The organism is Actinocatenispora rupis (genome assembly GCF_016861975.1).
Lineage (GTDB): Bacteria > Actinomycetota > Actinomycetes > Mycobacteriales > Micromonosporaceae > Actinocatenispora > Actinocatenispora rupis.
Map to the genome: position 1 here is coordinate 222,103 of NZ_BOMB01000017.1, position 11,248 is coordinate 233,350.

General features: G+C 72.7%; 13 protein-coding genes. 3 read left to right on the top strand and 10 right to left on the bottom strand.

The features are described from left to right. Window positions 1-153: 153 nt before the first annotated feature. The 10 genes from pspAB to Aru02nite_RS15915 form a co-directional block, all read right to left on the bottom strand. On the bottom strand, window positions 154-720 hold the full coding sequence (pspAB, locus tag Aru02nite_RS15870; RefSeq protein WP_203658283.1) for a PspA-associated protein PspAB: 567 nt from the start codon (window positions 718-720) through the stop codon (window positions 154-156). Next, window positions 717-1,625, bottom strand: a complete 909-nt coding sequence (htpX, locus tag Aru02nite_RS15875) for a zinc metalloprotease HtpX (RefSeq protein ID WP_203658284.1) — start codon at window positions 1,623-1,625, stop codon at window positions 717-719. The genes pspAB and htpX overlap by 4 nt, the downstream gene beginning before the upstream one ends. A 4-nt stretch (window positions 1,626-1,629) precedes the next feature. Continuing rightward, a complete protein-coding gene (pspAA, locus tag Aru02nite_RS15880; protein ID WP_203658285.1) occupies window positions 1,630-1,908 on the bottom strand; it encodes a PspA-associated protein PspAA in 279 nt (92 codons plus the stop codon). Beyond that, window positions 1,905-2,669 carry a PspA/IM30 family protein gene (locus Aru02nite_RS15885; RefSeq protein ID WP_203658286.1) on the bottom strand — a complete coding sequence of 255 codons (765 nt, stop codon included), beginning with the start codon at window positions 2,667-2,669 and terminating at the stop codon, window positions 1,905-1,907. Before Aru02nite_RS15885 ends, pspAA begins: the two co-directional genes overlap by 4 nt. A gap of 273 nt (window positions 2,670-2,942) precedes the next feature. Further along, complete coding sequence (locus tag Aru02nite_RS15890; RefSeq protein WP_203658287.1) at window positions 2,943-3,743, bottom strand: carbon-nitrogen hydrolase family protein; 801 nt, start codon at window positions 3,741-3,743, stop codon at window positions 2,943-2,945. Between the two features lie 258 nt (window positions 3,744-4,001). Continuing rightward, window positions 4,002-4,883 (bottom strand): NAD(P)H-binding protein, encoded by an 882-nt coding sequence (locus tag Aru02nite_RS15895; protein ID WP_203658288.1) that lies wholly within the window; start codon window positions 4,881-4,883, stop codon window positions 4,002-4,004. Between the two features lie 498 nt (window positions 4,884-5,381). Then, a complete protein-coding gene (locus Aru02nite_RS37575; RefSeq protein ID WP_373324872.1) occupies window positions 5,382-6,434 on the bottom strand; it encodes an alpha/beta fold hydrolase in 1,053 nt (350 codons plus the stop codon). A 127-nt stretch (window positions 6,435-6,561) separates the two neighbouring features. Then, window positions 6,562-6,828, bottom strand: coding sequence for a DUF6510 family protein (locus Aru02nite_RS15905; protein WP_203658290.1), 267 nt, complete (start codon window positions 6,826-6,828; stop codon window positions 6,562-6,564). A 1-nt stretch (window position 6,829) separates the two neighbouring features. Then, the gene (locus Aru02nite_RS15910) at window positions 6,830-7,570 is read right to left on the bottom strand and encodes a ferredoxin reductase (protein ID WP_203658291.1); all 741 of its coding nucleotides are present in this window, start codon (window positions 7,568-7,570) and stop codon (window positions 6,830-6,832) included. 1 nt (window position 7,571) lies between these two features. After that, window positions 7,572-8,168: a sulfite oxidase-like oxidoreductase gene (locus Aru02nite_RS15915; RefSeq protein ID WP_203658292.1), complete on the bottom strand. Its 597-nt coding sequence runs from the start codon at window positions 8,166-8,168 to the stop codon at window positions 7,572-7,574. A gap of 461 nt (window positions 8,169-8,629) precedes the next feature. Between Aru02nite_RS15915 and Aru02nite_RS15920 the strand changes: the two genes are divergently transcribed. From Aru02nite_RS15920 to Aru02nite_RS15930, 3 genes are read left to right on the top strand one after another with little or no spacing between them, the layout of a single operon-like run. Next, entirely contained in the window at window positions 8,630-9,703 is a 1,074-nt protein-coding gene (locus Aru02nite_RS15920; RefSeq protein WP_203658293.1) for an ABC transporter substrate-binding protein, read from the top strand. Further along, the gene (locus Aru02nite_RS15925) at window positions 9,700-10,506 is read left to right on the top strand and encodes an ABC transporter permease (protein ID WP_203658294.1); all 807 of its coding nucleotides are present in this window, start codon (window positions 9,700-9,702) and stop codon (window positions 10,504-10,506) included. The genes Aru02nite_RS15920 and Aru02nite_RS15925 overlap by 4 nt, the downstream gene beginning before the upstream one ends. Next, window positions 10,482-11,246 (top strand): ABC transporter ATP-binding protein, encoded by a 765-nt coding sequence (locus Aru02nite_RS15930; RefSeq protein ID WP_203658295.1) that lies wholly within the window; start codon window positions 10,482-10,484, stop codon window positions 11,244-11,246. The genes Aru02nite_RS15925 and Aru02nite_RS15930 overlap by 25 nt, the downstream gene beginning before the upstream one ends. Window positions 11,247-11,248: the final 2 nt, after the last annotated feature.

Here is an 11,248-nt window from a genome sequence, read left to right on the forward strand (position 1 = left end):
CGAGGGCCACCGCAGGGCGGCGCGGATCCGGCGTACGGCGATCGGTGTGCAGCGGATCCCGGGGGCTGGACGAACCGGTGGAGCCGTACGCCCGCGGCTGGCGTACCGGGCGCCGGGCAGCGGGTGTGCGGGATGCGTTGGTGGGCAAGGGGGTCAGGGGGTGGGCGCCCCCCAGATGGGGAACCAGCGGCTCAGGTCGGCCTCGACGGGCAGCTCGCCGGTCAGCTGCGCGCGTACCTGCATCTCCAGTGCGGTGTCGCGGGTCTGCCCGCCGGTCGGCGCGAACGGGTAGAGCGTGCCGCGCTTGAACAGGTACACCAGCCCGAGCCGCCGTACGCCGCTGCTGAAGCCGATGACGGTGCACAGCAGCGCGGAGCCGAGTCCGGCGTCGACCAGGGTGGTGTTGACCGCGTGCAGGTCGGTGACGAGCGCGGCGACGTCGGCGTCGGGCCGCCGCCGGGTGATCCACGTGTACCCGTACTCGTCCCGGCTGACGGTCGTGTCGGCCGTGTTCTCGGTACGCAGCAGGGCCAGCGCGTCGGTCTGCGCTCGCGCCCCGGCGGACCCCTCGGCGGTACTGAAGCACACCGAACCGGTGCCGGTGGGTACCAGGTCGAGCGCGGCGTCCAGCGTGGTCGCCGCGGCCGGTACGGCGAAGAGCACGTCGAGGTTCGGCGTGGCCGGCCTGCTCCGCCCGAGCAGTACGTCGAGGAATCTCATCGGCCGGCCGTCCCGAGCTGCTGGGAGAGCTGGGCGAGCTGGTCGAGCCGGCGTTCCAGGGTGGGGTGGGTGGAGAGGATCGCGGCGAGGCCGGAGCCGGAGCGTACCGCCGGGGTGAAGAAGAACGCGTTGAACGCCTGCGCCGTCCGCAGGTCGTCCTTGGGGATGCGGCTCATGTCGCCGCTGATCTTGGTCAGCGCGGACGCGAGCGCTGACGGCTGACCGGTCAGCATCACGCCGGCGCGGTCGGCGGCCAGCTCCCGGTAGCGGGACAGGGCCCGGATCAGCAGGAAGCTCACCGCGTACACGACCGCGGACACCAGCATCACGAGCGCCAGTACGAGGGCGGTGTTCTGGTCGGTGCGCCGGCGGCCGCCGAACAGTTCGGAGTAGAACGCGAAGCGGGTGACCAGACCGGCGAGTACGCCGAGGAAGGACGCGACGGTCATGACGACGACGTCGCGGTGCGCGATGTGCGAGAGTTCGTGGGAGAGCACGCCTTCGAGTTCGGTGGTGTCGAGGCGCCGGGTGAGTCCGGTGGTCACGCAGACGACCGCGTGCCGGGTGTTGCGGCCGGTGGCGAACGCGTTGGGCAGGTCGGTGTCGGCGACCGCCAGCCGCGGCTTGGCCATGTCGGCGTTGGCGCACAACCGATCCAGGATCCCGTGCAGCCGCGGCTCCTGCTCGGGAGTGACGACCTGGGCGCGCATCGCCAGCAGGGCGATCCGGTCGGAGAAGAAGAACTGCGCGACGAGCAGTCCGCCGGCGATCAGTACGATCACCACGACGGACCGGATGAGAACGACCAGGACCGCGACGAACGCCACGTACAGCAGGCCGAGCAGGAACGCGGTCAGGACCATGCGGGCGGTCAACTGCCGATCGGGCCGGAACCGGGTGCGCATCGGATCAACCCGGGATGAGGCCCTCGTCGCCGAGCATGGCCTGGACTTCGGCCATCGGGGCGTCCGGGGCGGGCAGGATCAGTTCCGACGGTACGAGCGCCGACGCGTCGAGCGCGGTGCCCCGGGCGCGGACCGTGTCGAGCAGGCTGGCCAGCGCGGCGGTGAACGCGCCCTCGTCGCCCGCGTCCGCAGCCTCCTGTACGGCGTCGTCGTGCACGTTCAGCTCGTCCAGCGCCACCGGCGGCACATCGTACTGGCCCTCGCCGAGGATACGGACGATCATGACGGGCGCTCCCGGCGGTCGGCGCGGTCGGTGATGGCCTTCGGCTCGGGCGGAGCGGGCAGCGCCGTACCGGCCTTCAGCGCGGCCAGGTCGCGCTCCACCGAGTCGCCGGTCGTCAGTGCGTCCAGCCGGGCCTGGATGTCGTCGCGGCCGGCGGGCCGGGTCGCGTCCTCCAGCGCGCCGGAGGCGAGCAGGTCGTCGAGGGCGCCGGCGCGGGCGGTCATCTGCGCGGTCCTGTCCTCCGCGCGCTGCATCGCCATGCCCACGTCGCCCATCTCCTCCGAGATGCCGGAGACCGCCTCGTTGATCCGGGTCTGCGCCTCCGCCGCCGTGTACGTGGCCTTGATCGTCTCCTTGCGCGTCCGGAACACCTCGATCTTGGCCTCCAGCCGCTGCGCGCCGAGCGTCAGCTTGTCCTGCTCGGCGATCAGGGATTCGCGCTGTTGAGCCAGATCCGCGAGCTGCGCCTGGGCGGCCTGCCGCCGGGTGAGCGCCTCCCGCGCCAACCCGTCCGAACCGGCCGCCACCGCCTGCCGCGCCTGGTCACCGAGCCGGTCGACGGAGTCCTGCAACTGCGTCGCCTGCAGATCGAGCCGCTTGCGGCTGGTGGCCACGTCGGCCAGGCCGCGGCGAAGCTGCGTCAACATCTCCATCTGCCGCTCGTACGAGTAGTCCAGGACCTCGCGCGGATCCTCGGCCCTGTCGAGCATCTTGTTCGTCTTGATGTGGAACAGCATCGCCAGTCGGCGGGTGATACTCACGACCGCCCACTTCCTTTCCCCGCGGACGATTCGCGAAGCCCCGGTACGCATCCGGCACGGCGGTGACGGTCGCCTGTCGGACCCAGCGGCTCCTCGCGGCATCGTGGCCGAGTCCCTGCATCCAGTCTAGGTCGGCGATCGCGCCCCCGGCCCGCTGCGCACGGTGCCGCCGGTGGCCGGGAGTCCGCCGTACCGTCGGCATTCGCCCGCACCGTTCGGCTCTACGGCGCGGTTTCCGCAAGGCCCGGCTCGTACTTCTCGGCGATGCTCGGGTCAGCCCTCTCCCGGCGTGGCGCGGTCCGGGGACGCCTGGTAGGTCACGGCGACGACGTCCCGCCGGCGTTGCCCGAGGTACCAGTCCCCGGCCTCGGTCAGGTCCAGCGTGTGCCGCAGCAGACCGGGTCGGCCGGCGGGCAGCTCACCGAGTACCTCGCCGCGGGGGGAGAGTACGAGGCTGGGGCAGTGCTGGTCGGGGTGTGCGATGTTCGCGGACACCAGGAACCGCTGGTTCTCCGCCGCGCGGCTGATCAGGTGGCTGCGCCAGACACCGGCCGGTTCGCGGCTGTTGGCCGCGTTCGTCAGGTAGACGAACAGCTGCGCGCCGGCCGCGGCCAGGTGCTGCCACTGCTCCGGGAAGCGGATCTCCCGGCACAGCTGCATTCCGACCGTGCCGGCGCCGGCCACGTCGTACGTCGGCAGCCGGTCGCCGGCGACCAACCGGCCGCGCTCGTGCACCGCCAGGTTCACCTTCCGGTACTCCTGGTACGCGCCGCGCGCGGGGAAGTACAGGCCGGCGTTGCACCAGCCACCCGGTACGGGCAGCAGCGTGCCGCAGAAGACGTCCACCTGCTTCCGCTCCGCCAACCCGGCCGCGTACCGGACCGCGTCGGTCACCTCGTCAGGGTCGAGCGAGTCGAGCGGCGACAGGTCGTCCCCGTACCCCGACAACAGACCCTCGGGCAGGACGACGACCTCACCCGGGCGGGTCTCGTCGAGTACCTCCCGGAACGTGGTCCGGTTGGTGGCGGTGTCCCAGCTGACGGGGACCTGGGCGACGACGACGGAGGTTGGCATCTCCCCATCCTCCGTGACGCCGTGGCCGCGGGTCCGGGCGCCCACACCGCAGGCGACGCACGGCACTGCCGGACGGGCTGCGGGTATCCGCGGCGCGGCCGCCGTGAAGGTCCCGGTACTCGCCGGAACCCTTGCAGCGCAGGGATTCTCGTGCCCTCGCGCCACTCCGCGACGAACTCGCGGAGGAGCACGGCGGGGAATCCATCGAGCAGCACGATCTCACGGGCCTGCGCCGTCCGTGTCGAGACGGTCGGCATCTCACACCGCAGGCACGGCGCCGGTTCGTGCCGGTCCGGTACGGAACGCGTCGGTGTGGTCGGCGACCCAGTCGGCGAACGTCCGGGCCGGCCGCCCGAGCGCCCGTCGTACGTCGTCGGTCGGCAGCTGCCGCGGCGCCTGCGCGTACCGACGGAGGAGCGCGGCCACGAACGGCTCCGGCAGCCCGGCCGCGACCATCCCGCGCAGGGCCAGATCGGGCGGCACCTCCTCGTACCGCAGCGGTCGGCCGAGCGCGGCGCCGATCGTGGCGACCATGTCCGCGTGCGTGATCGACGCCGGCCCGGTCAGCGACAACCGCCGCCCCACCAGCTCGTCGGTCAGCAGCGCGCGGGCCGCCACCTCCGCCAGGTCCCGCTCGTCGACCGGACACTCCTCGAATCCCGCGTACGGATAGCGCACCACGTCACCGGCGCGGATCTGCGCACCCCACGCCTGCGCCGCGTTGCTCGCGAACGCCCCGGCCCGCAGGCTCGTCCACGCCAGCCCGCTGCCGGCCGCGGCCTCCTCGGCCTCCCGGTTCCGATCCCCGCGGTACCGCGACGGCTGCTCGGCATCGTCGTCGTCGACGTTGATCGCCGACAGCGCCACCACCTTCGCCACCCCGTACTTCCGCGCCGCCGCAACGATCCCGTACGCCGCGTCGCCGACCGCGCGCGGGTGCAGGAACATCCCGGTGACGCCCGCGAGCGCACCGTCCATCGTGTCCGGACGCGACGGGTCCGCCGCCACGACCTCGACCCCGGCCGGCAACCGCGCCGCCGCGGGATCCCGTGACACGGCACGGATCTCGGCCCCGCCGGTCAACAGCGTGTCGACCAGGTGGCGCCCCAGCGCCCCGGTCGCACCGGTGATCAACAACATCACGACTCCTCGTCGTCCACGCGCCGAGCGGTACCGACACTCGACGAAACCCGTACAACATCTGAACCGTATCATACGAATTTCAAAATAAACCGAAGTCGGCGGATCCCGGCGGGTGGTGGCGGACGGCGTGCGGTTCGACCCCGTTCGGGGATCCCGGGCGCCGTCCGCGTTCCGCTCCCGTCACCGCCGCCGGCCCGGCTGTGCGGCTCGATCGCCGGGACGCGCCGTCCGCGACCCCTGCCTCGGGTCGAACGGCGAGACCCCTGGTCGCGTATCAGGCGTGGCGCGGTCAGGGTGCGAGCTGGCGGCGGGAGCGGCTGTCACGGAGCCGTGCCGGCTGCCGGCGGGCAACGGTGCGGAGGGGTGGGCGGCGCGCGACCGCCGGCGCGACGGTCGGTCGTGTCCCTTGGTACAGGGGCGATTGCGATCGCCGCGGAGTCGGCGCGAGCCTCGTCCCGGATCGCGGCGGCCTCGGTGCGCGCCTCCGCGAGCTGCTCACGGGGGAGAGCGGCGGTCAGAGCCAGCCGTCGAGTACGGCGAGGAAGGCGTCGGCGTCGTCGTTGTGGACGACGTGGCCGGTGCCCGGAACCCGCCGTACGTCGAAGCCTTCGCCGGACAGTCGGTCGGCCAGGGTGTCGTCGACCATCGGCATGGTGTCGCCGACGACCACGAGCGACGGTACGGTCGGCGGCGCCGTCCGCGGCCCCGGGTACTCGCGGACGAGGTCCAGGGTGCGCGGATCCCAGCGGGACAGCGCCGCGTGCTTCTCGGGTACCGACTCGGGGGCCACCGCGGATGGAACGCCGCGAGCCGCTCGACCGGCCACTCCCGTTGCGTACGAAGGAAAGCCGCCACCTCCGGGCCCGGCGGCACACCCCACGGCGGATCCACGTAGACGGCGCGGTCGGGCCGGAGCGTGTCGACGATCGTGGCCAGGACGAGACCGCCCAGCGAGTGCCTGACCGCCAGCGCGGGCCGGACGCCGGTCACGCCGGCCACGGCACTGCCCAGGTCCGCCAGCGTGTATCGGTCGCGGCGTTCGCTCCGGCCATGCCCGGGCAGGTCGGGCGCGAGGACGCGGTACCCGCGCGCGGCCAGCGCCGGCCCGACCCGCCAGTACGAGCCGGAGTCGGTGGTCATCCCGTGCACCAGCACCGCGACGCGGTCCCCGTCGCCCCACTCCCGCACGTGCACCCCGGTCATGCCCACCTCCACCGACAGATTCGACAATAATCGAACATATCCGGTGATGTGGCCGCGCCTGTCCGGACTCTGGCTGGTGTACCCGCCCGCGCGGGACGGGTGCGCGGACGCTGGCAGCACCGGGCGGCGCACCCGACCGACTGGACGAGACGGTGACCGGTCGATGGTCGAACACCTCACCGCGCTCACGTGGAGCGTGAACGGCGGGGCACCGCCACCCGCGTCGCCGGCGAGTTCCCCGGGTACGCCAGCGTCCGCTCCGACTCGCCGCACCGCCGCGCCGCCTCCCTGCCCGATGCGCGTCCGCGACGGCGTGACCCCAGCAGACCGCGCGTCCGCCGACATCGAGTGCCCGACCCCGGGCCGTGGCTGACCGCGCGGCGGCCGATCGTGCCCAGGTACTCGGCGCAGGCGTCCGCGCGCGACAGGGGAGTACCCGACCGGATCGGCGTGCTGGCGGGGGATCGCGGGGTCAGGACGGCAGGGATACGGCGAGGGCGAGGGTGCCGTGCAGGTCCAGGTGCACCCGCGTCGGGGTACGCGCCAGCCGTACCATCACGGCCTGGCAGCCGGGGCAGCGGGCGACGAGTCCGGGCGCCTTCTGGTACACGTGGAGTCCGGCGAGCGGTCCGGTGCGGCCGCAGCCGGCGCAGCGCAGTACGGCGGTCGTGAGGTCGACGGCGAACAGGTCGGCGAGCGGGCCGGCGAGCGCGTTGCCGTCGACGTACGTGTGGGTCATGTCAGCCTCCGGTGGGGCCGAAGCGTTCGGTCTTGATCCGGCGGGGGTCGTGGCCGAGCGCGACGAGGATGTCCGCGACGGCCTCGACGAAGCCGGTCGGCCCGCACACGAAGCATTCCGGCGCGAGGTCCGCGGGCCAGCCGTGGGTGTTGACGTCGGCCACCCCGATCCGTCCCGGCGGCCGTGGCCACCCGTCCGGCACCGCCCTCGTGTACGCGTAGGTCACGTCGACGCCGTCGAGCGGTCCGGCGAGATCGGCGCTGTAGTACCGGTCGGCGGGGGTGCGGACGGAGTAGAGCAGCCGGAACGGGACGCGGCTGCCGGCGGCGCGGCGCGCCCGGATCATCGCCGCGAGCGGGACGACGCCGGAGCCGCCGGCGACCAGGAGTACCGGTGCCGTGGAGTCGGGGCGCCAGACGAACCAGCCGCCGACCGGTCCGCGTACCTCGACGGGGTCGCCGGGTTTCATCGTGTCCGTCAGGTACGGCGAGACCTCGCCGTCCGGTACCCGCTGGATCGTGAGGGTGATGCGGTCGGCGTCGGCGGGTGCGGCGAGCGAGTAGCTGCGCTGGGCCTGGTACCCGTCCTCGGCGGTGAGGCGCAGGTCGACGTGCTGCCCGGCGAGGTGCCCCGGCCAGTCCGGTACGTGGAACGTCATCGTCCGGGCCGACGCGGTCTCGGGCGTGCCGTCGACGAGCGTGGCGACGCGCCAGGCGAGGCGCCGGACCGTCCCGCCGGCCACGTCAGTCACCCTGGTAGCGCTGCTCGCGCCACGGGTCGCCGTACTCGTGGTAGCCGAGCGTCTCCCAGAAGCCCGGCTCGTCGTCGTGCGACAGCCGGATTCCGCTGACCCACTTCGCCGACTTCCACAGGTACAGGTGGGGGACGAGCAGTCGCGCCGGTCCGCCGTGCTCGGCCGTGAGGTCCTCGCCCTCGTAGGAGTAGGCGATCCAGGCCTGGCCGTCGAGCAGGTCGGCCAGCGGCAGGTTCGTCGTGTACCCGCCGTACGACTCGGCGACGGCGAAGTCGGCGGCCGTCTCGACGTCGGCCAGCAGCGTGTCCAGCGGTACGCCGCGCCAGGTGGTGCGCAGCTTCGACCACTTCGTCACGCAGTGCAGGTCGACGGTGACCGTCTCGGCGGGCAGTGCGAGCAGCTCCGCCCACGTCCACCGGTACTCCCGCCCCGTCTCCGTGGTCACCGTGAACGTCCACGAACCGGTCGGTACGCGCGGTGTCGGTCCCGCCGACAGCACCGGAAAGTCCTCCGTCAGGTACTGGCCCGGCGGCAGGTCCGCCGCGGGTCGGCCGCGCCCGTGGAAGCCGGGCGTCACGATGCTCATCTCGACACCTCCCTGCCCATCGTGCGGGACCGGCGCGGTGGCCATCAGCCGATCGCGCGAACTGCGTCCGCCGGGTCGTGTGTTCGAGTTCCGCTCGGCGCGGTACGACGGTTCCGGCTCGGCCCGCGGAGTTGGTGTGGCCTTCAGGAGTCAGACGACGAGCGCCAGCCGTGTCGTGTCGTGCGTGAGCTCACACGGTCGGTCGCGCAGATTGGTCCCGCCATGGAGTTGTCTACCAATCCGATAGGGATAGTATGGATGGGTGCCGACGATGATCACGCCCCTCTGCGGTCCGACCTCGGACCTGGCGTGTCCCGGCGCGTCCTGCTGTCGCTGACACCGTCGCCGCTGTCACCGCACCCGTCGCCTGCCGCGCCCGTCGGCACCCGTCGACGCCGCCCGCCGTACGGCCGGGCCCCTCCGGCGCATCCGCCCCCAGAATCCCGCGAGGAACGAGGGTCATGACCACAACCACCCCCAGAACACACCGTCGTCGTACCGCGGTGCTCGCCGCCGTCCTGCTGCCCGTACTCGCGGGCTGCGGTGGCGGGTCGGGCGAGTCCCTGAAGCTGAGCGCTCCGCTGCCGGACACCGTGCCGAGCGGCACGCAGATCCGGATCGGTGACCCGTCCGTGCAGGCGATCCTCGACGCCTCGGGGCTGGGCAAGCAGCTCACCGATGCGGGCGTGGACGTCCAGTGGGCCAACATCACCGGCGGCCCGCAGAGCATCCAGGCGTTCCGCGGCGACCAGCTCGACTGCTCGTCCGTCGCCGACATCCCGTCGCTGTTCGCCGCCTGGACCGGTACGTCGACCAGGATCGTGTTCCAGTCCGTGACGGTGGATCCGTTGCGGCACCCCACGTACGAGCTGGGCACGGCGCCCGGCACGACGGTCCGGTCGCTGGCGGACCTGCGGGGCAAGCGCATCGCGTACAGCGCCGGGCAGGCGCAGGGCGCGCTCGTCCTGCGGGTACTGCAGAAGGCCGGGTTGTCCCGCAAGGACGTCACGCTGGTCGACCTGACAAGTACGGGCGACTCGTACGTGACGGCGCTGGGCAGCGGGGCCGTGGACGTGGCGCCGCTGGGCGCGTCCAACGTCCGGATCTACCGGGCGAAGTACCCGCGGGGCGGTGCGGTGCCGACCGGCATCCGCGACGACGCCGCCACCCTGTACTGCCTGACCAGCGCGGTGCGCGACGCCGGGAAGGCCGCCGCGCTCAAGGTGTACGTGGCGGTCCGGGCGCGCGCGTTGCTGTGGAAGAACACCCACCCCGACCAGTACGCGAAGGCGTACCTGGAGGGGACGCAGGGGCTCAGCGCCGCGGACGCGCGGGCCGTCATCGCCGACGACGGGACGACGGGCATCCCGGCGAACTGGGACAACGCCGTCACCCGGCTGCAGCGGACCGCCGACCTGCTGGCTCGGGAGCAGCATCACCCGAAGCTCGACGTGTCCACGCTCGTCGACCGCCGGTACGAGAAGGTCGAGGCCGCGGCCGCCGGGTCGCGCGCGGTCACCGGTGACGCGTCATGACCGCCGCGGTCGACACCCGGGTCGTACGACGGCGGCTGGGGCCGGGCCGGCGGATCAGGCTGGCGTTCTGGGTCGGTCCGGTGCTGCTGCTGGCGGTCTGGGCACTCGGCTCGGCGTTCGGCGTGATCAGCCCGGCGATCCTGACGGCGCCGTGGGACGTGCTGACGGCGTTCCGGGACCAGTGGGTCGAGCACGACCTGCTCGGCAACGTCCTCGCCTCGCTGGCGCGCGCCGGCCTCGGGCTGGCGTTCGGCGCGCTCGCCGGAACCGTACTCGCGGTGGTCTCCGGGCTGTCGCGCTGGGGCGAGTCGCTGATCGACGGGCCGATCCAGATCAAGCGTTCGGTACCGACGCTCGCGCTGATCCCGCTGTTCATCGCCTGGTTCGGGATCGGCCAGGAGATGAAGGTCGTGACCATCGCGCTGATCAGCATGATCCCGATCTACGTCAACACCCACAACGGCCTGCGCGGCATCGACGGCAGGTACGCCGAACTGGCGGAGACGCTGGCGATCGGGCGCGGCGAGTTCGTCCGCCACGTGGTACTGCCGGGCGCGCTGCCGGGATTCCTGCTCGGGCTGCGGTTCGCGGTGACCTCGTCGCTGCTCGGACTCGTGGTGGTGGAGCAGTACAACGCGACGAGCGGCGTCGGGCACATGATGACGCTCGCCGAGCAGTACGGCCAGACCGACGTGCTCGTGGTCGGGCTGGTGATCTACGGCGTCTTCGGCTTCCTCGCCGACGCCACGGTACGGCTCACGGAAAGGAAGGTGCTGACATGGCGGCGGACACTGGACGGCTGACCGGCACACCCCCGGCGGTACGCGTGCGGGACCTGTACCGGGACTTCGGCCCGGGCCGTACCGTGTTGCGGGGGTTGGACCTGGACGTCGCGCCCGGCGAGTTCGTGGCGCTGATCGGGCGCTCCGGTACGGGAAAGAGCACGCTGCTGCGGGCGCTCGCCGGCCTCGACCGGGACGTGGCGGGGCACGGCGAGGTGACGGTCCCGGACTCCGTCTCGGTGGTGTTCCAGGACTCCAGACTGTTGCCGTGGAAGCGGATCCTGCCGAACGTCGTGTTCGGGTCGCGCGCACCCGACGCGGTCGTACGCGGGGAGCGGGCGCTGGCGGAGGTCGGTCTGGCCGGCCGCGAACGTGCCTGGCCGCACGAACTGTCCGGCGGTGAACAGCAGCGCGCCTCGCTGGCCCGTTCCCTGGTACGCCAGCCGGAGCTGCTACTGGCGGACGAACCGTTCGGCGCGCTCGACGCGCTGACCCGCATCCGGATGCACGCCCTGCTGCGCCGGCTGTGCGAGACCCACCGCCCCGCGGTACTGCTGGTCACGCACGACGTGGACGAGGCGATCGTGCTCGCCGACCGGGTGATCCTGCTCGACGACGGTGTCGTGCACACCGACGTACGGGTCGAGCTGCCGCACCGGTCACCCGCCGACCCGGCCTTCGCCGAGCTGCGGGCGTACCTGCTCGACCGGCTCGGCGTGCACGACGAGGACGTACCGGCGGGCCGGCGGGCGGCGGCGTGACC

Bases quoted from the DNA above. Each gene is read 5' to 3' on its own strand.
- Aru02nite_RS15905 (WP_203658290.1), bottom strand. From the start codon at position 6,828: ATGACCCACACGTACGTCGACGGCAACGCGCTCGCCGGCCCGCTCGCC.
- Aru02nite_RS15925 (WP_203658294.1), top strand. From the start codon at position 9,700: ATGACCGCCGCGGTCGACACCCGGGTCGTACGACGGCGGCTGGGGCCG.
- pspAB (WP_203658283.1), bottom strand. From the start codon at position 720: ATGAGATTCCTCGACGTACTGCTCGGGCGGAGCAGGCCGGCCACGCCG.
- Aru02nite_RS37575 (WP_373324872.1), bottom strand. From the start codon at position 6,434: ATGTCGGCGGACGCGCGGTCTGCTGGGGTCACGCCGTCGCGGACGCGC.
- Aru02nite_RS15915 (WP_203658292.1), bottom strand. From the start codon at position 8,168: ATGAGCATCGTGACGCCCGGCTTCCACGGGCGCGGCCGACCCGCGGCG.
- Aru02nite_RS15895 (WP_203658288.1), bottom strand. From the start codon at position 4,883: ATGTTGTTGATCACCGGTGCGACCGGGGCGCTGGGGCGCCACCTGGTC.
- Aru02nite_RS15920 (WP_203658293.1), top strand. From the start codon at position 8,630: ATGACCACAACCACCCCCAGAACACACCGTCGTCGTACCGCGGTGCTC.
- Aru02nite_RS15890 (WP_203658287.1), bottom strand. From the start codon at position 3,743: ATGCCAACCTCCGTCGTCGTCGCCCAGGTCCCCGTCAGCTGGGACACC.
- htpX (WP_203658284.1), bottom strand. From the start codon at position 1,625: ATGCGCACCCGGTTCCGGCCCGATCGGCAGTTGACCGCCCGCATGGTC.
- pspAA (WP_203658285.1), bottom strand. From the start codon at position 1,908: ATGATCGTCCGTATCCTCGGCGAGGGCCAGTACGATGTGCCGCCGGTG.
- Aru02nite_RS15930 (WP_203658295.1), top strand. From the start codon at position 10,482: ATGGCGGCGGACACTGGACGGCTGACCGGCACACCCCCGGCGGTACGC.